The sequence below is a fragment of the Mycobacterium sp. AT1 genome, from assembly GCF_002043095.1.
Classification (GTDB): Bacteria; Actinomycetota; Actinomycetes; order Mycobacteriales; family Mycobacteriaceae; genus Mycobacterium.
Map to the genome: position 1 here is coordinate 12,795 of NZ_MVOC01000034.1, position 22,729 is coordinate 35,523.

General features: G+C 67.2%; 19 protein-coding genes and 2 pseudogenes. 9 read left to right on the top strand and 12 right to left on the bottom strand.

The features are described 5' to 3' along the window. Positions 1-88: 88 nt before the first annotated feature. The 3 genes from B1790_RS15730 to B1790_RS15740 are packed head-to-tail and all read left to right on the top strand — an operon-like array spanning position 89 to position 2,050. The gene (locus B1790_RS15730) at positions 89-736 is read left to right on the top strand and encodes an HAD-IA family hydrolase (protein WP_142271329.1); all 648 of its coding nucleotides are present in this window, start codon (positions 89-91) and stop codon (positions 734-736) included. After that, a complete protein-coding gene (locus B1790_RS15735) occupies positions 729-1,226 on the top strand; it encodes a low molecular weight protein-tyrosine-phosphatase (RefSeq protein WP_079924207.1) in 498 nt (165 codons plus the stop codon). Before B1790_RS15730 ends, B1790_RS15735 begins: the two co-directional genes overlap by 8 nt. After that, positions 1,226-2,050 carry an SURF1 family protein gene (locus tag B1790_RS15740; RefSeq protein ID WP_079924208.1) on the top strand — a complete coding sequence of 275 codons (825 nt, stop codon included), beginning with the start codon at positions 1,226-1,228 and terminating at the stop codon, positions 2,048-2,050. The genes B1790_RS15735 and B1790_RS15740 overlap by 1 nt, the downstream gene beginning before the upstream one ends. On the opposite strand, the gene B1790_RS15745 is transcribed toward B1790_RS15740, so the two are convergent. Next, positions 2,004-2,978, bottom strand: coding sequence for a cobalamin biosynthesis protein (locus B1790_RS15745; protein WP_233165147.1), 975 nt, complete (start codon positions 2,976-2,978; stop codon positions 2,004-2,006). The two genes, B1790_RS15740 and B1790_RS15745, sit on opposite strands and share 47 nt — an antisense overlap. 229 nt (positions 2,979-3,207) lie before the next feature. Between B1790_RS15745 and B1790_RS15750 the strand changes: the two genes are divergently transcribed. The 3 genes and pseudogenes from B1790_RS15750 (at position 3,208) to arsB (ending at position 5,530) form a co-directional block, all read left to right on the top strand. After that, complete coding sequence (locus B1790_RS15750; protein WP_079924209.1) at positions 3,208-3,624, top strand: DUF6319 family protein; 417 nt, start codon at positions 3,208-3,210, stop codon at positions 3,622-3,624. A gap of 138 nt (positions 3,625-3,762) precedes the next feature. After that, a complete protein-coding gene (locus B1790_RS15755) occupies positions 3,763-4,035 on the top strand; it encodes an ArsR/SmtB family transcription factor (RefSeq protein WP_369832356.1) in 273 nt (90 codons plus the stop codon). After that, positions 4,032-5,530 (top strand): annotated as a pseudogene (arsB, locus tag B1790_RS15760) (ACR3 family arsenite efflux transporter). Before B1790_RS15755 ends, arsB begins: the two are co-directional and overlap by 4 nt. Here the strand turns inward: arsB and B1790_RS15770 are convergent. Next, a complete protein-coding gene (locus tag B1790_RS15770) occupies positions 5,511-6,713 on the bottom strand; it encodes an MFS transporter (RefSeq protein WP_079924235.1) in 1,203 nt (400 codons plus the stop codon). The pseudogene arsB and the gene B1790_RS15770 overlap by 20 nt on opposite strands. Continuing rightward, entirely contained in the window at positions 6,710-8,029 is a 1,320-nt protein-coding gene (locus B1790_RS15775) for an NAD(P)-binding domain-containing protein (RefSeq protein ID WP_079924216.1), read from the bottom strand. The genes B1790_RS15770 and B1790_RS15775 overlap by 4 nt, the downstream gene beginning before the upstream one ends. Positions 8,030-8,107: 78 nt before the next feature. On the opposite strand from B1790_RS15775, the gene B1790_RS15780 reads away from it, so the two are divergent. After that, entirely contained in the window at positions 8,108-8,467 is a 360-nt protein-coding gene (locus B1790_RS15780; RefSeq protein ID WP_079924234.1) for a metalloregulator ArsR/SmtB family transcription factor, read from the top strand. Between the two features lie 8 nt (positions 8,468-8,475). On the opposite strand, the gene B1790_RS15785 is transcribed toward B1790_RS15780, so the two are convergent. From B1790_RS15785 to B1790_RS15800, 4 genes are read right to left on the bottom strand one after another with little or no spacing between them, the layout of a single operon-like run. Next, a complete protein-coding gene (locus B1790_RS15785) occupies positions 8,476-9,138 on the bottom strand; it encodes a GntR family transcriptional regulator (protein WP_079924217.1) in 663 nt (220 codons plus the stop codon). Between the two features lie 21 nt (positions 9,139-9,159). Continuing rightward, positions 9,160-10,710, bottom strand: a complete 1,551-nt coding sequence (locus tag B1790_RS15790) for a GMC family oxidoreductase (RefSeq protein ID WP_079924218.1) — start codon at positions 10,708-10,710, stop codon at positions 9,160-9,162. A 59-nt stretch (positions 10,711-10,769) separates the two neighbouring features. Further along, on the bottom strand, positions 10,770-11,639 hold the full coding sequence (locus tag B1790_RS15795) for a dioxygenase (RefSeq protein ID WP_079924219.1): 870 nt from the start codon (positions 11,637-11,639) through the stop codon (positions 10,770-10,772). Between the two features lie 26 nt (positions 11,640-11,665). Next, positions 11,666-12,484, bottom strand: a complete 819-nt coding sequence (locus tag B1790_RS15800; protein ID WP_198952021.1) for an alpha/beta fold hydrolase — start codon at positions 12,482-12,484, stop codon at positions 11,666-11,668. Between the two features lie 288 nt (positions 12,485-12,772). Here B1790_RS15800 and B1790_RS15805 point away from each other — a divergent pair, with 288 nt between their 5' ends. Then, a complete protein-coding gene (locus tag B1790_RS15805; RefSeq protein WP_079924220.1) occupies positions 12,773-13,651 on the top strand; it encodes a TIGR03620 family F420-dependent LLM class oxidoreductase in 879 nt (292 codons plus the stop codon). Between the two features lie 23 nt (positions 13,652-13,674). Here B1790_RS15805 and B1790_RS15810 read toward each other — a convergent pair whose 3' ends face one another. The 4 genes from B1790_RS15810 to B1790_RS15825 all read right to left on the bottom strand — a co-directional run bounded on the left by B1790_RS15810 (position 13,675) and on the right by B1790_RS15825 (position 20,608). After that, positions 13,675-15,051, bottom strand: coding sequence for an MFS transporter (locus B1790_RS15810; RefSeq protein WP_079924237.1), 1,377 nt, complete (start codon positions 15,049-15,051; stop codon positions 13,675-13,677). A gap of 116 nt (positions 15,052-15,167) precedes the next feature. Further along, a complete protein-coding gene (locus B1790_RS15815) occupies positions 15,168-17,000 on the bottom strand; it encodes a bifunctional diguanylate cyclase/phosphodiesterase (protein WP_079924222.1) in 1,833 nt (610 codons plus the stop codon). Positions 17,001-17,032: 32 nt separating this feature from the next. Beyond that, complete coding sequence (locus B1790_RS15820; RefSeq protein WP_079924224.1) at positions 17,033-19,168, bottom strand: Rv1355c family protein; 2,136 nt, start codon at positions 19,166-19,168, stop codon at positions 17,033-17,035. Positions 19,169-19,237: 69 nt separating this feature from the next. Then, entirely contained in the window at positions 19,238-20,608 is a 1,371-nt protein-coding gene (locus tag B1790_RS15825) for a cytochrome P450 (protein WP_079924225.1), read from the bottom strand. A 192-nt stretch (positions 20,609-20,800) separates the two neighbouring features. On the opposite strand from B1790_RS15825, the gene B1790_RS15830 reads away from it, so the two are divergent. Continuing rightward, the gene (locus B1790_RS15830; protein WP_233165149.1) at positions 20,801-21,673 is read left to right on the top strand and encodes a class I SAM-dependent methyltransferase; all 873 of its coding nucleotides are present in this window, start codon (positions 20,801-20,803) and stop codon (positions 21,671-21,673) included. Positions 21,674-22,426: 753 nt separating this feature from the next. Here B1790_RS15830 and B1790_RS15835 read toward each other — a convergent pair. Next, a pseudogene (locus B1790_RS15835) lies at positions 22,427-22,729 on the bottom strand (hypothetical protein); the annotation flags it as partial.

Genomic DNA, 22,729 nt, shown 5'->3' on the forward strand with positions numbered 1-22,729 from the left:
GTTTGGCGGTGGTCGCGTCGACCCCGCAACCCTGCGGTCCCGGCGACCGGGAAGGACTGCTCACAACAAGACAGTAGACAATGGAGCGGTGAGTCCCCAGCTGGTCCTATTCGATCTCGACGGTACGCTCACCGATTCCGCCCCAGGCATCGTGGCGAGTTTCCGCCGGGCGCTGGGTGAGATCGGTGCGGCAGTGCCCGACGGCGACCTCGCAAGCCTGGTCGTGGGCCCACCCATGCACCAGACACTGGCGGCAATGGGCCTCGGCGACCTCGCGGATCAGGCCTTCGCCGCCTATCGCGCCGACTACACCACCAGGGGCTGGACGATGAACAGCCTGTTCGACGGCATTCCCGACCTTCTCACCGACCTGCGCACTGCCGGGGTGCGGCTGGCCGTCGCCACGTCGAAGAACGAGGTGACGGCCCGGCGGATCATCGAGCACTTCGACATCGAGGAGCACTTCGAGGTGATCGCCGGAGCCAGCTCCGACGGCGTTCGCTCGGCAAAGGCCGACGTGGTGGCGCATGCCCTGGCACAGCTCGGGCCGCTGCCGGATCGGGTGCTGATGGTCGGCGACCGCTCCCACGACGTGCTCGGCGCGGCCAGCCACGGCATCGACACCGTGGTCGTCGAATGGGGTTACGGCGCCTCGGACTTCGACGGTCCCGACGCGGTGAGCGCGTTCAAGCACGTGGCGACGATGGCCGATCTGCGGGAGGTGCTCGGTGTCTGACCCCTCCCTGCACGTGACGTTCGTGTGCTCGGGCAACATCTGCCGTTCCCCGATGGCCGACAAGATGTTCGCCCACCAGATCGCCGAACGCGGCCTCGCGGAGGTGGTTAGGGTGACCAGCGCGGGGACGGGCAGCTGGCACGTCGGGGACCCCGCCCACGAACGCGCGGTCCACGTGCTGCGAGAGCACGGCTATCCGACGTCGCACCGCGCCTCCCACGTCGGGGCCGACCACGTGGCGGCCGACATGGTCGTCGCGATGGGGCGCAACCACGTCCGCATCCTGCGGGATCTCGGGGTGGCCGAGGAGCGGATCCGGATGATGCGCTCGTTCGACCCTCGCTCGGCCACCAACGCGTTGGACGTCGAGGACCCCTACTACGGAACGCTGGAGGACTACGAGGAGACCTTCGCCGTCATCGAGGCGTCGTTGCCCGGGCTGCACGCGTGGGTCGACGACCGACTCGCCGAACGCGAGGCCGCGGGCTGATGGGCCGCTTCGCGTTCTTGTTGAAGCCGCAGTGGCTCGCCCTCTACGTCGTCGCGATCGCCTTTGCCTACCTGTGCTTCACCGTGCTGGCACCGTGGCAGCTGGGCAAGAACACGACGACGTCGCGGGAGAACGCCCAGATCTCCAACTCGGTGTCCCAGCCACCGGTTCCGGTGACGACGCTGCTGCCGCAACAGGATTCGTCGGCGCCCGGCGACCAGTGGCGACAGGTCACCGCCACCGGCAGATACCAGCCGGAGGCCCAGGTGTTGGTGCGCCTGCGCGTCGTCGACGGCAACCCGGCCTATGAGGTTCTGTTGCCGTTTCACGTCGACGGCGGTCCCACCGTTCTCGTCGACCGCGGATACGTCAAACCCGACCGCGGCACCGAGGTGCCGGAGTTCGCCGCGCCGCCTACCGGGACGGTGACGATCACCGCCCGGTTGCGTGACCCAGAATCCGTCGTCGTCGGCAAGGAACCGTTCCGCGAGAACGGCATTCAGCAGGTGTACTCGATCAACCCCGACCAGGTGGCAAAGGTGACGGGTGTTCCGGTGGCTGGGTCCTACCTTCAACTCGTCGACGGTCAGCCCGGCGGACTCGGGGTGATCGGTCTCCCCCACCTCGACGCGGGGCCCTTCCTGTCCTACGGCATCCAGTGGATCGCGTTCGGGATCATCGCGCCGATCGGCGTTGGGTACTTCGTGTTGGCCGAGGTGAAACAACGCCGCAGGGAGAAGGCCGAGAGCGATTCGCGGGCCACCACGCCAGCGCCTCTCACCGCGCAGCAGAGGCTCGCCGACCGGTACGGCAGACGGCAGTGACCACGACTGCCGCGACCGCAGCGGCGAACTGAACGGCGCGCGACAACCGTACCGATCGGGTGACGTCGGCGACGTCCGGCGCCCGCCCCTCCCCCAGCGTCGGCCGAATCTCCAGGCGGTGGGCGTACTGCGTTGGTCCGCCCAGCCGCACGCCGAGGGCACCGGCGAAGGACGCTTCGACCACCCCCGCATTGGGGCTCGGGTGGCGCGCGGCGTCCCGGCGCCAGGCGGCCACCGCTGCCCCCGGGGAGCCCGAGACGACGGGTGCACACACCACCGTGAGCAGCCCCGCGACGCGGGCGGGCAGATAGTTGGCGACGTCGTCGAATCGGGCTGCCGCCCAACCGAACTGTAGAAGACGCGGCGACTTGTGGCCGATCATCGCGTCGAGGGTGTTGGCTCCCCGGTAGACCAGTAGGCCGGGCACCCCGCCGATCGCCCCCCACCACAGTGGCGCGACTTGGGCGTCGGCGGTGTTCTCGGCGACGGACTCGACCGTGGCCCGCGCGATGCCTGCCTCGTCCAACGAGTTGGGGTCGCGCCCGCACAGTGACGGCACCAACTGCCGTGCGGATTCGAGGTCACCGTCCTCGAGTCGACGGGCCATGTCGGCGCCGGTGCGGCCCAAGGACGTCCCGCCCAACACGACGAAGGTGACCGCCGCCGTGACCGCCGCCGTCCAGCCCGGTCCGCGCCGCGCAGCGCTCCGCTCGGCCACCACGCCGAGCACGCCGAGCCCCCCGAGCAGAATCCCGGTGTGCGCGACACCGGCGACCCGGCGGTCGGAGTAGGTCAACCGTTCCAACGACATCGCCGCGGTGCCGAATGCCGCGACGGGGTGGCCCCGGCGGGGGTCGGCCCAGAGCACGTCGGCCAGGTATCCCGCTGCGAGGCCGACGGCTCGGCCGCGGCGAATGGACTGGGACACCCCGGCAGCGTCTCACGAGGGCGACGTGTCGCCGCCGTCGGCGTCACCTCCTTGCCGACTGCACGCATGTTTGCGGGGTCACTCGCGATTCGTGTTCGACATCCGTGCAGTCGACGACCCTCGCGGGCGGTGCCATCCGCCCACCACCGAACATCGAACACGTGTTCTAATGGGTTCTCGCACCGGCCCGCTCACCCTGCGGGCGACGTCCAGAAGGAGAGCCGCACCGATGACCGTAGACACCATGACAGCAGAAGCGCCGTCCACCGAGTTCGACACTCCTGACGCGCCGACTCCCGTGCTCGCCCAGGTGCCCGAACCGGTCGCCGCCCCCGAGGAAAAGCCCGTCAAGGCGCCGCGGAAGACGGCCGGCAAGAAGAACAAGACCCTCGAGTTGACGCTGACCGTCATCGGCACCGCAGACGGCGAATGGCGCGCAGAACTCAAGCAGGGCACCACCTTCCTGGCTCGCGACCTCGCCGTCGCCGCAGCCGCCGTGTCCCGCGCGGCAAAGGAACTGCACGACGACCTCTCCACGCCGATCGACGCGGTCATCGAAGAGGCGCGCTCCCAGCAAGCCGCCAAGGTGGCCGCCCTCGAAGCCGAGCTGGAAGCCGCGCGAAGGACCCTCGCCGACCTGGACTGAGGCAACCCCACGCTGCTATTTGCATCCTGATTCGATATCCGTCAATATCGACGAGTGTCGAATCCAGAGATCGGGGCTGACTGCTGCGTCACGGCGCCGTTGTTGCGCGAGCCCTTGACGGAACCTGCCGCCGTCGAGATGGCGAAGAAGCTGAAGGCGCTCGCCGATCCGGTGCGGTTGCGGCTGTTCAGCGCCATCGCCAGCCACGCGGGCGGCGAGGCCTGCGTGTGCGACGTCTCCGGCGGCGTCGACGTGTCTCAGCCCACGGTGTCGCACCATCTCAAGGTGCTGCGTGACGCCGGTCTGCTGACCTCGCAGCGTCGGGCATCCTGGGTGTACTACGCCGTGGTTCCCGAAGCACTGCAGGACGTCTCGGCCCTGCTCGATCTCGCCACGCCGGTGACGGCGTGACCTCGGCTTCGCCGGTGGCGGCGAAGTTGTCCACCCTGGACCGGTTCCTTCCGGTGTGGATCGGCGTCGCGATGGTCGCCGGCCTGCTGCTCGGTCGCTGGATCCCGGGATTGAACACCGCGCTGGAAAGCGTTCAGCTCGACGGCATTTCGCTGCCGATCGCCCTCGGCCTGTTGATCATGATGTACCCGGTGCTCGCCAAGGTCCGCTACGACCGCCTCGACACCGTCACCGAGGACCGCAAGCTGCTGCTCAGCTCACTGCTGTTGAACTGGGTGTTCGGGCCGGCATTGATGTTCGCCCTGGCCTGGTTGATGCTGCCGGACCTGCCCGAGTACCGCACCGGGCTGATCATCGTCGGCCTGGCGCGCTGCATCGCCATGGTCGTCATCTGGAACGACCTCGCCTGCGGTGACCGCGAAGCCGCCGCCGTCCTGGTCGCACTCAACTCGATCTTCCAGGTCGTGATGTTCGCCGTCCTCGGCTGGTTCTACCTGACGGTGCTACCCGGCTGGCTCGGCCTCGAGCAGACCACCATCAGCACCTCGCCGTGGCAGATTGCCAAGTCGGTACTCATCTTCCTCGGCATCCCCCTCGTTGCCGGATACCTCTCCCGCCGACTCGGCGAGAAGGCCAAGGGCCGCGACTGGTACGAGTCCACGTACCTGCCCCGCGTCGGACCGTGGGCGCTCTACGGCCTGCTGTTCACCATCGTGATTCTCTTTGCGCTGCAAGGAGAACAGATCACCGGCCGACCTCTCGACGTGGTGCGGATCGCGCTTCCGCTGCTCGTCTACTTCGCCGTCATGTGGGGCGGCGGGTACCTGCTCGGCGCCGCGATAGGCCTGGGCTACCAACGCACCACCACCCTGGCCTTCACCGCGGCGGGCAACAACTTCGAGCTGGCCATCGCCGTCGCGATCGCCACTTACGGCGCCACCTCCGGCCAAGCCCTGGCCGGGGTCGTCGGCCCACTGATCGAGGTGCCCGTTCTGGTCGGCCTGGTCTACGTGTCACTGGCACTGCGCCGCCGCTTCGCCGATCAACACCAGGCCGTCTCGACGGGACGGACGGCATCGTGACCACACCGTCCGTCTTGTTCGTCTGTGTGAAGAACGGCGGCAAGTCACAGATGGCCGCCGGGCTGATGCGCCAGCTGGCAGGCGACACCGTGGCCGTTCATTCAGCGGGCACCGCACCCGGCACGGCCGTCAACGGCCTTTCCGCCCAGGCACTTCTGGAGGTCGGCGTGGACATCACCGCCGAGGTGCCCAGGCCGGTGGACTACGCGCTGGCCCGCGACGTCGACGTCGTCATCACGTTGGGCCGGGAAGCCCGTCTCGATCCGCCGCCGGGAACCAGGGTCGAAAATTGGGACACCGACGAACCGTCCGAACGGGGCGTCGAGGGCATCGAACGAATGCGCCTGATCCGCGACGACATCGCCGCTCGCGTGCAACGCCTCTACTCGACGCTCACCGACTCCACCCCGTGACTCGCGGCCGGGACCCCGCCGCCAGCAGCGCCCCGGCTGCCGCGATCGCGCCGAGGACCACGAACATGGCGGCATACCCGCCGAGCAGGCTGGCCAGGGCTGCGCCGACGAACGGACCGACGGCGGTGGCGATCATGATGGGAGCGTTGAGATATGCGCTGAGGTGTCCGTAGTGGGTGGCACCCCAGCGTTCGGTGACGGCCGTGGCTTGTAGCAGCGTCATGATGCCGCGCATCACTCCCGCCCCGATGGCCACCGCCACCAGTGCGGCGTACGCGGTGAACATTCCGAGCAGCGCCGTGGTGGCCGCAATCCCGGCCATGATGATCACCGTTCGGGGGACGACGCCGACGCGCCGCACCAGCGTTTGATAGCCCAATCGGCCCAGCACCTGGCCGGCGCCGCCGAGCCCGAGTGCGACGGCCGCGGCGCCGGTGCCGATGCCGCGTTGACTCATCGACGGCACCAGGTTCGCGATCACCGCGTACGACGCCAGTCCGGCGAGCGCGAACCCCGCGACGAGTGCCACGAATGCACCGCTGCGGGCAGTGTGCGTCGGTGATTCGACGTGGCGCCCTGCCACCGGCGGCCATGGGCGCCGCAGTCCGAAGAAGTGCGCGGGGATCGTGACCACCGCCATGACCAACGCTAGCACCAAATAGGTTTGGCGCCAATCCATCTGAGCCGACAACGCCGCGGTCAGGGGCGCGAACACGGTGCTCGCGAAACCGGCAACCAGGGTCAGCACCGTGAGCGCCCGCACCGCGTCGACGCCGAAGAACCGGGTCAACGCCGCAAAGGCGGGTGCGTAGAACACCGCGCTCATCGCCACGCCACTGACGATCCACGCCGCCACGAACGAGCCGTAGTTCGGCGCGACCGCCACACCGACCACCGACAGGCAGCCGAGTGCCGACCCGGCCGTCATGATCCAGCGCGGGCCGACGCGGTCCAGCCACCGCCCCACCGGGATCCCCGCCACCGCCGCGGTCACCAGACCCGCCGAGAACGCCGCGGTCACCGCAGGCGCCGACCAGCCGGTGTCGGCGCTGATCTGCTCGGACAGAACCGTGAACGCGTAGTAGAGCACGCCCCAGCTGGTGATCTCGGTGACGCACAGCGTGGTCAGCACCCAGCGCAAGCCGTGCGATGCGGGTGGCGCCTGCGCGGGTCGGGGACTCATCCGCCAATCGTATTGAGCGTCAACGTCGCCGGTGCCGAACCGCAACACCCGGCGGCGTCGTCGTCCTCGGGATCGTCGAACAGTCCTGCGCCGTTGCACACCCCGGTGTCGGGGAGGGTGAGTTCGACGCGTCGCGCGGCCTCGTGGTCGCCGGCCAGTTCGGCGGCGATGCTGCGCACCTGCTCATAGCCGGTCATCGCCAGGAAGGTCGGCGCTCGCCCGTAGGACTTCATCCCCACGATGTAGAGATCCTGCTCCGGATGCGCGAGTTCGGTTGCGCCGTGCGGCAGCACGCTCCCACAGGAGTGCGCGTTGGGGTCGATCGACGGGGCCAGCCGGACCGGCGCCTGCAGGATCGGATCCAGCTCGATGCGCATCTCGGACAGGAACGACAGGTCCGGGCGGAACCCGGTGAGGACGACGACGTGGTCGGCTGGCGGCAGCGCACGACCGTCCTCGGCGACGACGACGGCGCGCCCGTCCACCAGGTCGACGCGCTCGGTCCGGAAACCGGTCAGCAGGGCGACCAGCCCCGCCTCGACGGCGTCACGGGATCGCACACCCAGGGCACCACGCTGGGGAAGTTCGTCGGCGACCCCGCCGCCGAAGGTTCCGTCGGTCACCCCGCGGCGCAACACCCACGTCACCCTCGTCGACGCGTCCTCGCGGACGACCTCGCCGAGCTGGATCACCGCGGTCATCGCCGAATGCCCGCTGCCGACCACAACGACGTGCGTGCCCGCGGCCGCCGAAGCCTGTTGCGGCGTCGGCGGGACGTAGCTCACCAGTCCGGCGTCGGCGGCCGCCCGCTCCCCCGTTGCCGGAACGCCCTCGGCGCCAGCCGGATTGGGCTGCCCCCAGGTGCCGGAGGCGTCGACCACCGCACGTGCCCGTACCCGCCGTTCGGATCCCTCGGCGCCACTAGTGCGGACGACGAACGGAACGTCGGCGCGGCCGGGGCTGACCAGCCGATCCCGGCCCAGCCGGGTCACCGCGTGCACTCGCGTGCCGTAGCGCACGTGCTCGCCGAGGACGGCCGCCACCGGCGCGAGGTAGGCGTCGACCCACTGGCGGCCGGTGGGGAAGCCCGCGGCCGGGGTGACCCACCCCGTCGGTTCGAGCAGTCGGGCGGCGGCGGGGTCGACGAGCTCGGGCCAGGGCGAGAAGGTCCGGACGTGCGCCCATTGCTCGACCGCCGATCCCGGACCGGGCCCGGCCTCCAACACCAGTGGCACGATGCCGCGCTCCAGCAGGTGGGCGGCTGCCGCCAGTCCCAACGGTCCGGCGCCGATTACCACGACGGGCAACTCCGACATGCCGCACTCCTTCCATCGACGTTCTTCGATGGGTTCATCGTGCGCAACGCATCGATGTTTGTCAATGCGTATGGCACCATGGACGACATGGCCGCTTCCGTGACGACAGCCGACCTTGCCGTCTGCTGCTCACCGCTGACCGGCGGTGTGTTGAAAACCGTTGCCGCCGAACGCCTTGCATCCATGTTCAAGGCGCTCGCCGACCCGGCGCGGGTCAAGGTGGTGTCGCTCATCGCGGCATCTGACGACGGCGAAGCGTGCATCTGCGACCTCACCGGACCGCTTGGGCTGAGCCAACCCACGGTGTCCCACCACATGAAGATGCTGGTCGACGTCGGCCTCGTCAGCCGCGATCAGCGGGGCAAGTGGGCGTACTACCGCGTCAACGGCGACGTCCTTGAGACGCTGGCCGGAGCCCTGTCACCGCAGCGTCGCTGACGTGGTGATCACGTGTCGAGCTCGTCCAGGATCGGCGACAGGGCCTCCCAGTTGTGCCGGGTGGCCTCTGCGGCGCCCTCCGCATCACCTTGACGGCAAAGTTCGATGATTCGCTTGTGCTGCGCTATCGACTGACGTCCGGAAAGCGAAGAGAAGCGCAAGAACTCGACGCGGCGAAGTACCGGGGTGACCTGTTCGAGGACGACGGGGATCACCTCGTTCAGGCTGGCGACGACGAAGATGTCGTGGAACGCGTCGTCGGCGCGCATCCCAGACTCGGCGTCCGTCGCGGAGACGGCCACGGCGAACTCCTTGTTTGCCCGCGTCAACGCGGCGTATTCGCCCTTGCCCATCAGCGGTACGGCTATCCGGACCGCAAGCGCGTGGAGGGACGCTGCGACGTCCTGGGCGTCGAGTACCGCCTTGCGCTCGATGGGCGAGACCACGGTCGACCGACCAGGCAACGTGTGAACCAGTCCAGCCGTCTCCAGCCGGGCAATGGCTTCCCGGATCGGAGTGCGACTGATTCCCAGCCACTTCTCCAGTTCGGGATCGCGCAACGTCTCCCCCGGCGCGAGTGTGCCGTTGACGATGGCGTCCCTGATCGACACGTATGCCTGGTCTCGCAGCAGCGACCGTCGATGTCTTCCGTGTTCATCTGGCACCGGCATGCAAAATATCTTATGCCAGGTTCACGGGTCAGACGGGAACCGCCCGCGAATCAAATCCGCAGCCTTCTCGCCGATCATGATCGCTGCGGCATTGGTGTTGACGGGCACGATTCTGGGCATGATGGAGGCGTCGGCCACGCGCAAGCCCGTCAGTCCGTGCACCCGCAAGTCGGGGTCCACCACCGCCTCGGACCCGGTTCCCATGGCACAGCTGCCAACTGGGTGGTAGTACGTTCCGGTGCTGTGCGCCAGGAATGCCCGCAGCGCCTTCTCGTCGGTGGCCTCGGGCCCGGGCAGCACCTCACGGCCGCGCCACGGCCTGAACGGTCCACTGGCCGCGATCTCACGGGCCACGGCCAGACCGTGCATCATCCGCTGCACGTCGGACTCCGCGCCAAGGTAATTCGGATCGATCAGGGGCGCGGTGGCCGGGTCTGGCCCCGCAAGCCGGATCGACCCGCGGGCGTCGGGCACCGTGGCGAATCCAAGGGTGAAGCTGTTCACGGGGGTCACCAGGTGGGGCAGGTGGAACGGCACGTGAATGAACATCAACTGCATGTCCGGACCGTCGAGCGTGTCGTCGCTGCGCCACAGCATGGACGCCTCGGCGAGGTTGGTCTGGCCGGCAGGTACCGGCTGCGCGGATTCGTAGACGACCCCGCAGAGCGGGTGGTCGTGCAGATTGCGACCCACCCCGGGAAGGTCGTGCACGACGGTGACGTCGGCGGCGTGCAGTTCTTCGGCCGGTCCCACCCCGGACAGGAGCAATAACCGTGGTGAGTCCACCGCACCCGCACTCAGCACGACCTCGGTGTCCGCATGGGCGGTGACGAGTCGCCCTCCTCGCTCGAAATCCACTCCGACACAACGATTTCCATCGAATCGTAGCTGCCGCGCCCGAGATTCGGTCGAGATGGTCAGGTTGGGCCGGTGAGCCACCGGGTGCAGATAGGCCGCCGCGGTGCTCTGCCGCGTGCCCTTGGTGATCGTCAGGTCGTGCCAACCGGCGCCTTCGGCGTTGGCGCCGTTGAAGTCGGCGGTCAGCGGGTAGCCCGCCGCGACGGCGCCCTCGAGGAAGACCTGGGAGAGGGGGTTGGCGACCTCGGTCGAGGCAATCGCAGGGCGCAGAGGACCGTCGGTACCGCGGTAGTGCCGATCACGGCCGCAGACCGTCTCCATGCGCCGGAAGTAGGGCAGCACGGACTCGTAGTCCCAGCCCGTACAGCCGTCCTTCGCCCAGGCGTCGAAATCACTTGGGTGGCCTCGCAGGAACACCATGGCGTTGATGCTGCTGCTGCCGCCGAGTGTGTGTCCCCGTGGCCAGTTCCGCGTCCGGCCATCGGCATTCGTCTGCGGGACAGTGTCGTAGGCGTAGTCGACGTCGGTCCCCCACAGAGAGGGCCAGGCCGGCGGCGTGGCGATCTCCGGTCTGGTGTCGGCCGACCCGGACTCGAGCAACAGCACCCGAACGGACGGGTCCTCCGACAATCGGGCGGCGACGACGCACCCGGCCGAGCCGGCGCCGATCACCACGTAGTCGTAACGGTCGGATGTACCGCCGGTGTTCGTCATGTCTTGCACGCTCTTCTCACTAGTGGATTGGGGCTTGCGTGGGCGGGGTCGCGCCGACGTCAGTCGGTCGGGTTCCGTGGTTGCAGCACGAAGTCGTAACGCGCGATCAGCCACGGGACCTTACATATGCCGCCGTCCGGCGTGGGCCCTGGCGCACGGCGCTCGAAATCGACGACCAGCTGGCGCTTCACACTGAACACGGCGTCGCTGTCGAGGAAATGGGCCCCCTTGGGAAACAGGTGGGTGATCAGCGGCTCACAGCCGGGCCCGTCGATCAGGAAGTGGACGTGCGCCGGTCTGTAGTGGCTGATGTCGGTTTGCGAAATCAGTTCGCCGACTGGACCATCCATCGGAATGCTGTAGCCGACCGGCGCGATCGTCCGCACGCAATAGGCTCCAGTCGACGTCGAGGTGTACTTCCCGCGCAGTCGCGCCTCGTCGACGTCCAACTGGGCCTCATAAGCACCTTCGGCGTCGGCCTGCCACACGTCGAGCAGCGCGTCCGCCACCGGCGTGCCATCCACTCGACGGACCGTGCCGACGACGAAGAGCGGGGTCCCCGGCACCCCGTCGGACATGTCGGCCCCGAATTCGAAGGCAGGCGAGCCGTCGACGTGGAATGGGCCGAGCACCGTCGCCGGCGTGGCAGCCGGGTCGAGCCGGTGGTTCGCGTCGACGACGAGCATCGACAGACCCAGGACGTCTGAGGCAAGGATGAATTCCTCGCGCTTGCCGTCGCTGATCTGTCCCGTACGGCTGAGCCACCGCACGGCGGCCAACCATTCGGATTCGGTGAGTCCGACCGTGCGGGCGAAGTCGTGTAGGTACCGAACCAGCGTCTCCATGATCTGGGCCAGGCGCGGTTCGTGGGCGGATGACCAGCGTTCCGCGGCGATGTCGGTGATGTTCCGTTCGGTGACCAGGTCCATGTGTCGGTCCCTCTCTCGTGTGACGCTCAGCCGAGCGTGGAGTCTGCGGCCTGTGTGATGAAGTCCGCGACGGCATCGGGTTGCGACACCGCCACCGCATGAGATGCCTCGATCTCGAGCGTGTGCGAGTTCGCCCGCTTTCCCATGAACCGCATGGATTCCGCCGGGATGGCGAGATCCTCGGTGGTGACCAGGTTCCACGACGGAATCGCCTTCCAGGCGGCCTTGGTCGCCGGTTCCTCCAATGCGGCTGCGGTGATGGGCCTTTGAGTAGCAGCCATCAACGACGTGACGTCCTCTGGAACGTCCGCGGCGAACACCCTGCGGAACTGGTCCTGCTCGATGTACAGGTCGCTACCCTCCTTCCCGTCGGGCAGCGGGACGGGCAGTGTCTTCAGAGCGGGGCCGAGCTCGCCACCGGGAAACTTCGCCGCCAAGTCCCCCGTGCTCTCCCCCGCCTCGAGGATGAAACTGGCGATGTAGACCTCCGCCTTGACGTTCGGCAGACCGTCGGCGGCTTGGCTCATCACCGACCCGCCGTACGAGTGGCCGGCCAACACCACCGGACCCCGCACTCCGTCGACCACGCTGCGCACGTGCCCCGCATCGCTGGCCAGGCCCCGCAACGGGTTTGCCACTGCGATCACCGGATACCCGTCAGCCTCCAGTGACCTGACGACCCCGTTCCAGCTCGACGAGTCGGCGAACGCACCGTGGACAAGCACCACCGTTGGCTTGTCGCCCGACGCGGTCTCCTTCATGGCTTGCGCCCCTCCGCAACCCACTGTCAGTGCCGCTACGGCGACACCGGCCGTCATCGCCGTCTTGAACGCATGGAACGTCATCGGTGAACCTCTCCAGGTTGAGGTGCGCCCATCGGGCGGCAATTGAACCTCTTGGCTCTCAACCAATATATTGCATGTTGCATTCCAGTCAAGGAATCGCGCCAGCACCCCTCGGTGTCCGCAACGCGTGAGCGCTCGCGGCATGGCACGCCTGCAACGAGTGCTCCCCAACGAATTGCCGCGGCGTGTTGACCCTCCCGTAGGGGCAGACTGCACGCTCTTCGTCAGCGTCGCCCGATCGTCTACCGACCGGCGACGACGGATTTCCCTCCAATCGAAGGAATTCAGATGAACGAGCGTTTTGGCACCTACGGGGCATGGCTGCACCCGGACCTGGGAAGGTCACGCATCGCGTACGCCGCCGAACTCGAAGACCTCGGCTTTTACACAGTGTGGGTCGGCATCGGAGCCGAACCAGTCGGCGACATGCGGCTCGTGGAAGAGATGCTGGCCGCGACCCGCACCGCGGTGATCGCCACCGCCATCGTGAACATGTGGAACGACGACGCACGCAGCCTTGCTCGTCACCATCGCCGCATCGTCGACCGACACGGGCCCCGCCTGCTGTTGGGAGTTGGGCTGGGGCACCCCGAGAAGCGACCTTCGTACCAGGCGCCGTTGCGGCGCATGACCGACTACGTCGACGTGCTCTTGCGCGAGCGGGTCCCCGCCGAGGACGTGGTGATAGGCGCGCTCGGCACCCGGACGCTCGACCTCGCCGGACACCGCGCCCTTGGCGCCCACCCGTATCTCACGGTGCCCGCACATACCCGACACGCACGAAACATCATGGGGGCCAGGGCGTTCCTCGCGCCCGAGCTGAAGGTGGTCTTCACAGAAGACGCCGACCAGGCGCGCAGCATCGGCCGTCCCGCGGTCCAGCACCCCTACCTAGGCTTGCGGAACTACACCGACAACTTGCAGCGCCACGGGTTCACCAAGGACGACGTGTCCGGTGCAGGCAGTGACCGCCTCATCGATGCTCTCGTTGCCCACGGCTCTGCAGAAGCGATCTACCGGCGCCTCGACGAACACTTGGCCGCCGGCGCGGACCACGTTGGCATCCAGGTCCTGACCGGTGAGCACGACGCCACTCCCATGCCCGCGTTCCGGGCCCTCGCCACCCACCGACCTCCGGCACCTCCCAACACCGGTGCCGCATCGTAGATCTCAGTCGGGTCGCGACGCGTTCACCGGGATTGAGCGGCCGCCGTCTGCCCGACCTCGTCGAGCGACGTGTCCCGCGTCTCGCGCATCACCAGGAGCGCAATGCCGGTCAGCGCGGCTGCCGAGAGCAGGTACACCCCCACCCACGCCACCCCGTAGCTGGTCGCCAGCCACGTCGCCACGAAGGGAGCGATTGCAGCGCCGAGAATGCTCGAGGCGTTGTAGGCGACGCCGGATCCGGTGTATCGGACGTTCGTCGGGAACAGTTCGGGCAGAACGGCACTCATCGGCCCGAACGTCAGTCCCATCAACGTCATGCCGATGATCAGGAACACCAGGGTGGACGTCGTCGTCGCCGAACCGGGGCTCAGCAGTAGTCCGAAGGTCGTGCCGAAGACCATGATCCCGACGGTGATCACCAACAGTGTGACCCTGCGGCCGAACCGGTCGGCCAGCAGGCCGGTGACGGGCAGCATCGCGGCGAAGAACAGCACCGAGATCAATTGCAGCTGGAGGAATTCGAGGTACGGGATGCCCAACCCACCGCCGTGTGCGGCCTTCTTGCCCGTGCCGAAACTCAGCGCCCACGTGGTCACGACGTAGAACAACGTGTAGGTGGCCAACATGACGAAGGTGCCGATGATCAACTGGCGCCAGTGCTTTCGGAAGACTTCGGCGACTGGCGCGCGGAGCCTCTCACCCCGTTCGACGGCACGGGAGAACACCGGCGTCTCCGCCAGCCGCAACCGGACGTACAGCCCAATGGCCACCATCACCGCAGACAGCAGGAAGGGAATTCGCCAACCCCAGGTCAGGAACGCGCCGTCGAGATCTGGGTTGGCGGTGTCGAACCCGAGCAGGAGAACCAGGATGAGGAACACGCCGTTGGCGAGGAGGAAGCCGAACGGGGCGCCGAGCTGCGGCCACATCGCCGCCCACGCTCTCTTGCCGGGTTTCGCCGTCTCGGTCGCGAGCAGCGCCGCGCCGCTCCACTCCCCACCGAGCGCCAGCCCCTGGCTGAAGCGCATCACCGCGAGCAGTGCGGGAGCGAGCAACCCGACCTGATGGTAGGTCGGCAGGACACCGATGAGAAACGTCGCGATGCCCATGACGAGTAGCGACGCCACCAGCGTGGTCTTGCGACCGATCCGATCACCGAAGTGCCCAAACAGAATCGACCCGAGCGGACGGGCGACGAACGCCAAGCCGAAGGTGGCCAGCGACGCCAGCAGTGCCGTCGTCGGATTGCCCTTGGGGAAGAACAGGTGCGGGAAGACGGTGACGGCCGCGGTGGCGTAGGCGTAGAAGTCGTAGAACTCGATGGTGGTGCCGACCATCGATGCGACGACGATGCGCCCGCGGGGCACGCCTGCGACGAGGTTGGGTTCAGGAGTGTTCATCGCTGGACATCCTTGCACCGGCACGGCCACGGTCGCCACGCGGCGTTCGACCAATAAGCCGCTATCCGCCGCTTGGCGACTTCCGCCCGGTCACCGGGGCGGTTCCGCACGGCCAATCAAGCAGGCGGCCAGCCATCGATTCGCCCCAATTTCAGCAACGTCGTCGCCGCCTTGGCGTCGATGGGACGCGACAACAAGAAGCCCTGCGCCCGACGGCATCCGTACTCAAGCAGGAGGTCAGCCGCCGTGGTGGTCTCCACGCCTTCTGCGACGACTTCGAGCTGAAAGGCTTCGGCCAACCCGATGGTGGACCGCACGATGGCGCGATCGTCTTCGTCGTCTGCGAGGCGAAGTACGAATCCCTTGTCGATCTTGATGACGTCGACGGGAAGCGACTTCAGGTACGACAGGGAGCTGTACCCGGTGCCGAAGTCGTCGATCGCAAGCTTGACGCCCAGGTCACGCACCGCGAGCAGGCCCTTTCGAGTCACCTCGACGTCCTGGAACACGCTTTCGGTGATCTCGAGACACAGCGCTGACGCCGGCATCATGAACTCGTCGAGGATGTGCGCCACCTCGTCGGCGAAGTTTGCCGTCACCAGTTGCGCCGGCGACACGTTCACCCGGAGAGCGAGTTCCGAGTTGATGCCATCCGCGCGCCACTGCGCCCACTGGGCGCACGCCGTCCGCAACACCCAGCGACCGAGTTCACCGGCGAGGTTGATGGATTCGGCGACACCGATGAAGGCGTCTGGCGCCAACAGGCCCCGGGTGGGATGTAGCCATCGCACCAACGCTTCGACGGCCAAGATCTCACCGGTCCGAAGGTCGACCTCGGGCAGATAGTGCAACGTGAGGGCGTCGTCTTCAATGCCCTGTTGCAGGTGAAGCTCGACGTCGGTGCGAAGGCTCTGGCTCTCGAACATCGCCTGCGAGAAGACGACTGTCCGGTCCCCGCCTGCCTTCTTGGCGACCAATAGCGCCTCGTCGGCGCGTTGGATGACCTCTGACGCCGAGTCGCTGCCGGGCGTCCCGAACGCGACGCCGATGCTCACGGTCCGCTTGATGATTTCGCCACCGACGGTCACTCCGCGCTGGATCTCTTGCCGTAGGCGTTCGGCCAGCATCTCCACGTCGTCGCTGTCGAAGGGTTCGGCGGGGATTACCACGAACTCGTCGCCCCCGAGACGACCGACGAAGGCGGTGTGTCCTTGGGAATCACGCAGTCGTTCGGCGACCACACGGATGAACTGGTCGCCGGACACGTGTCCGAGGTAGTCGTTGAGGGTCTTGAGTCTGTCCAGGTCGAGGAGCAGAAGCGACACCCGATCGGGTTCTCCATCTGCTAGCCGCCGGTCCAGGTGAGCCATCAAGGCGCGGCGGTTGTACAGGTCGGTCAGATCGTCGTGATCAGCGAGGAAGCGGAGCCTGTCTTCGGCGATCAGGCGGCCGTGCAATTGCGCGAACATCGACGCAATCGCCTGAACCGCGTTCAGTTCTTCGGTCGACCATTCGCGGTCGTCGAACTTGATGAAGCCCAGAGCGCCCGTGGTGACGCCTTGGGCTAGCAGCGGCGCGACCGCCATCGAGATGACCGGAATCCCCTTGGCGCGTTCGACGCGATGTCCGTACTCGTCGGTGATCGGGTCCGGGCGAAGGACGATCGGTTCCTTCAAGTGCTCGAGCATCGCGAAAACCGGATCGGCGTTCTCGAAGGACACGTCCCCGAGCGGGTCGGGGTCGGGAACATTGTCTCTGGTGGGCCACTCGGCTACCAGTTTGGTCACTCGCGCGCCGTGGTCGTTTTGGCGGAGGAAACTCGCGTCGACGTCGAAGACCGCGACGAGATCACGCAGAATCGACTGGCTTAGTTCAGCCGCGGTCTTCGTGTCGGCGGCCATCAGTTGGGTCGCCACGGACGTAACCACCAGATCGAGGCTGGGGGCCATGGTTTCTCCTTTTGACAGGCGTTGAATTCACGTTAGGCCACCGACGGCCCTAATGGCGATTGACGGCGCCGACTGATTTGTGACGGCGAGCCCGCGTGGGCGAATCTCATCACCAAGACCTGGGCTTCGTCCGACCGGGTTCCGGCCACCGCTCGAAAGTCCGACTGCAGTCGACGCAGGTCAGCGGCAAACGCCGGTGCCAGCTCGGCCAATTCGCTGGAGAGTACGGCGTGCAGGAAGACCGGTGAGATGGGCTGCACGGCGAGACCTGCTCGCTGAGCGAGAATCCACACCGCCTCGACGGCCAACCCACCGCGCGCGAAGTCGGTGAGCTCGTCGCCTGTCACCGTCAGCACGGCGATCGCCGAGGAGGACCGCACTCGTTTGCGCACGTCGTCGCCGAGGGCTTCGCCGGCGCCCCAGGAGGCCAACTGGGCCATGACGTCGGGCCGTTTGACGATCTCCAGGACGGCGAGGTCACCTTCGTCGAGTTCGAGACTGCGGACGTCGATACCGCTGTCGGGAAAGTCGGCGCCCGGCCACCGCAGTTCGCCGACCAGCTCCCGGTGCAGCTGCGGTGTGAGGTACCGAATCCGGTCGCCGGCGCCGAAGATGGTCGCGGTCTGCTCGATGGCGTCACGATCGGTGAGCAGGGACAGCCGCGCTCCTTCGGCGGCAGCGGCGTCATGCAACGCCGCGACGATGTCGTCGTCGATCGGCTGCGGCGCCCCGAGCCGGCGATTCGTTTCGCGCCGCAGCATGGGTTCGTATAGTGCCGCGAGGGCGGGATCTCCCTCGTTTCCGAGCGTCACCGTCGCCGACAAGGGCGACGGGCCACCGGTGTTCCACGTGACGGAGCCGAGGACCCCACGAGCGGCGGCCGCCACGCGAGCGTTGAACACCGCCGCACCGACCGCCACTGCACTCCCGCGGAAGCCGACGTCCATCATCGACGTGTATTGCGGTGCGATCTCGACGACGACAGCCTGGCCGTGCGTCTCGACGGTCCACGGTTGCGCATTGCCGCCCGACGGTGCCCGGACTGCGGCCTGGGCGATGACCTCGAGCGGTTCGGTCGCGGGAGCCGTAGTCGTGGTGTCGTCTCGTGGCTCGCCGGGCCGCACCGACGCTTCAGCGCCGGGAACCCCGCCGAGGTCGTCGAAGGCCGCCCCGACGTCGATGCGGACCTGGCCGGACTGCAGCGACTCGCCAACGCCGATGCGGCGAACGGCTTCTGCTATCGCGGCGGCCCCCAAGATCACGTCCCCCGCGAGTTGCGGCCACGTCGAGAGGGTGTTGTCGAGTTCCACCAGCGAGGCGGTGAGCCGCTGCGACGAGCGGCTGGCGTCGAGGTGGCGCAGCATGTAGGGAATCTTGTCGTGTCGAGAGAGACCGGCCAGCTCAGCGGAGCTGACGTTGCCGAGAAGGCCGTGCAAGATCGGCCGGTTCGGCTCGGCGTCGAAACGCTCGACGTCGACCAGCCCGCGATCACTGGTGGCCATGACCACTGGCAGACGCAGCGTGCGCGCGGACTCCCTGAGCATGACCTTCATCTCGAGTGAGTCGCATTCCTCGACGACGAGGTCCAGTCCGGCAAGGAAGTCGTCGACGAGATCGGGCGTCACACCAGCGGTCATCACCTCGACGCGCAGGTACGGATCGAGTTCGGCGATGCGGCGCGCCGTCACCACGGCCTTGTTGATTCCCACGTCCAGCACGGAAGCCGGCACTCGGTTGAGGTTGGACAATTCGAGATGGTCGAAGTCTGCGAGGCGGATCATTCCGCAGAGCCCTTGCTGCGCAAGGGTGTAGGCGATGACGTGCCCCACGCTGAGCCCGGCGACTCCTATCTGAAGTGCGCCAAGAAGCCCTTGCTCCTCGGCGGTGATCAGATTGCGATTGCGATCGAGTCGCAACGCGCGATAGCCGGCCGGTCCCAGGATGCCGACGAGCGCACGCCGCCACGGGTAGTACGCCCATCGCGTCGGCTCATCGGTGACGTCGGAAGACGGTGCGGGACGGAGCTGTCGGAGGGAATCGAGCAACTCGGCGCGATGATCAAGGACCTGAATGTGGCTGTCCGCGCGGAGTTCTTCGAGTCGTCGACGTTGGTCGGGGTCGTCGTCACGAAGGATTTCGGCCTGAAAACTGAGTTCTTCATCGATCATTGCTGCCGCCGGGTGTCGTGGTGAATGGTTGCGCGGGGGTCGGACCGCCCAACTTCTGAAGTACCCCGATCACCGGCGACGCTGCTGGATCCGTGCACGAATTGGCCCTTTCGCGATCATAGTGAAGTGCAACGCCAGGGGGAATTCAGCGTCGAGGGAATGGATTTCGGCCCGCCGGATCAAGGTGGCCAGTGCCAGGGTCACCTCAAGCATGGCGAAGTGATCGCCGATGCAGGAGCGGGGACCGCCACCGAACGGCACGTACTGCCAGCGATCTATGTCCTTGGCCCGGTCCGGGGCGAACCGGTCGGGGTCGAAGCGCAGCGGGTCATCCCACAGTGACGGATCGCGTTGCACCGCCATCCTGCCCACCACCACCATCGTGCCCGCCGGCACGCGGTAGCCGCCGACGCTGAGGTCTTGGTACGCCATCCGGGTGCCGGTGGGGGCCGGCGGACAGAGCCGCAGCGCCTCCCGCACGACCTGGGTGGTGTATTGCAAGGACGGCAAATCGTCTGGGGTGAGCGCGCGTTCCGGCAGGGCCGCGACTTCCCTCGCCACCTTCTCCTGCAGATCGGCGTGACGCCCCAAGGCCCAGGTGGCGTAACTCAACGTGGTTGCCGTCGTGTCATGTCCGGCAAAGATGAAGACGATCAGTTCGTCGCAGATCTCCTCGTCTGACAGTGCCAGCCCGGTCGACGGGTCGCGGGCGGCCAGCAGCGCACGGGCCAGTGGGGCCTCGAGCGTCGGATCCTCGCGACAGCCGCGCAGGATCGCGCGAGCCACCTCGTGAACTCGGGCGCTGGCGGCGCGAGCGCGCCGTCGGGCGGGGGTCGGCACCCACCGTGGAACCCGGATTGGTCGGGTGGCACGGGTGATCGCGTACGTCAACGCCACTCGTAGCGGCTCGTCGACGTCGTCGCCATGTTCTTGCAGATCGATGCCAAGCACAGAACGTCCAAGGGCGTGCAACGTCAACGTGCGAGCCTGGGCGTCCAAGTCGACGACGTCACCGTCGCACCAGCTTTCGGCGACGGCTTCGGCGGCCTCGGCCATGTGCCCGCCGAATTCTGCCACCGCCTTCTTGGTGAACACCGGCTGCAGCGTGCGGCGACGCGCCACCCACGGTGCGTGCGGAAGGTTGGCGAGGTTCGCCCCCAAGATCGCGCGCATCTCGTCGAACACCGGGGTCGTCTTGTCGGCGGAGTCGTCCTTGATGCTCAAGACGTCCCGAATGCCGCGCGGCGACGTCACCAGAACCATCGGCGGCATCAGCCAGCGCGGACCGAGCTTGAAGCGCGTCACCGGTCCACCCGCGTCGCGCAACCGCTCCGGTCCCGTGTGAAACGTCCGCACGGCCTCTACCCGTTGCCGATAGGGCAAGGGATTTCGTGGAGCCAATGGCAACGAAGACAACTCGCTAGGCGTCTGGTCGAGCATCCACGAACGTCCCTTCCAATACCCCAAAAATTGACGCCTCCCCGTCGAAACCTATCCGATCCGTAGCACGGATTCGATTCGTGGCCTCCGCCAACGGGGTGCGTGGCCGACCCGACCGGCGAAGGCTAAGTTGTGACGATGTCGAGGCACGATGCCGTGACGGTCTCCGCACCGCGGGTTGGAGGTTAAAAGGTGGACGCTCCAAGGGGAATTCGCCCACTGTGGCGTGTACCGGGAATCGTGTTGCGCGAGCGGGCCCACCCGCCGGGCCGCGTGCGCGTGCCCGAACCGATGGTGATGGACGACCCGGAATCGGTGGCGCACTTCCACGAGGGTGGCCTGCAGAACCCTGGGATGCAAGCCGTCTACGACTTCGGCGCCCGCGCCGTCGATGCGCTGCTACCACTCAACGGCCGCCTGCTCGATCTCGGTGTGGGGTCGGGTCGGGCGCTGAGCGCCATCGTGCGACGCAGGCCGGATCTGAAGGTCACGGCCGTCGACCTCGCTCCCAACATGCTCGCCACTGCCCAGCGCCTCTTCGAGGAAGAAGGCATCGACGGGCAGATCGAACTGGTGAAGGCCGACATCACCGCACTACCCGACGCGCTGGCCGACGGCGAATGGGACGGCGTGTCCTGCATGTGGACCCTTCACCAGTTGCCCGAGGTCGAGGTCCTCCGCGGTGCTCTGCGTCAGATCGCTGCGGTTCGTCGGAAAAACGATGCGGCGGTGTGGATTTCGGACTTCCAGCGGCTGCGGGATCCATCGGCGACCGAGGCGATGTTGCAGTGCGTCGACCCCTTGAGTCCGTTGATCCTGCGCAAGGACGCCATGGCGAGCGAGTCAGCCGCGTTCACCATCGACGAGCTGGCGGCGGAGCTGGCCGCAGCGGGGCTCGAAGGCATGTCCCGGGGACATGCGAGGCCACTGCCCTACCTGCAGGCCTTCTGGGCTCCCGGTGCGCGGAGCCCGCGGTCCCCGATTGCCACCAGCAGCCCGCTGCGCGGTGCCGCCCGCCGGGAGGCGATGTTGCTGAGTCTGGGTTTCTCGGCCAAACCGTTCTGAGAGAGCGTGGACAGACGAGTTGGTCGACGATCGACACGCGCCCCGATTGACCGATGACGTCCCGCAGGCCTCTGAGCAGACCTTTACGTGGTGGGCGCGGACGGGATCGAACCCACGACCGCTGGTGTGTAAATGCCCTTGAGCAGTTCTTATGCCGTCTCAGCGTGCCTATCCGCTACCAATCTGTCCAGCTCAGCGGATGCAGCCGTCTTCTCCGTCCAAGAGGTGTCACGCTGTGTGCGCACGTCTTGGCACACTCTTGGCACACAACGTGGGTTCAGCGTTGGGTCAGTTAGCGCCCGTCAAACGGGCGACGGGTTGAGGCGCCAGTCGTGTGCGCGAACTGTCCTTCTTCCGCATGAACCCCTCCCGGTCCCATGCTCTCATTCGTCGACGACGGCAGGTCCAGCAAGAAATCCGATTGGGGCGTTCGGCGGTCTTGTGCGTTACCCGGAGTCCGCCGTGTAGCTGGCTTCACCGACCGCAGGTGAGTGACGGCCAACTGTGCGTAGGAGGTCGGGACAAGATGACGACAAGATCGCGGTCAACATGCTCGAATATGCCAACTATTCACGGCTCAAGGTTGACGAGGTGTTGGCACCGCTAGCCCATCGGGTACCGGTGGGCTGGCGAGCGCTGGCCGATAACGTCGCGATGTGACGTTCGCGAGTGATCCTCACACTGCCAGAAGCAGCCATGGGCCACGAACAGGCTGCGACGACCGCGATGTCGCCTTGGCTGCCCGCGTCCCAATCAGTGCGCCCATGTCTTGATCGCGATGACGATCACGCCGAGGCCCGCCAGGACCCCGATGGTCAGGAGTCGTTGCCACCATACGAGTTTCGTCCGCCGAAGTGCGAGCAACGCGATCAGACCAAGGCCGGCGACGAGCAGACATTGCGCAATGTCGAGCGCTACGTCGGCGCTGAGCCATCCGAGTCCGGCCGCGACCAACACCAGCACTGGTGCCGTGGCTGCGGCCAGAATCTGGCCCGACGCCCGAAGCACGCCCACGGCATCCTTGCCTCGGGGCCCTTGGCCGTGCACGGCCAGGTG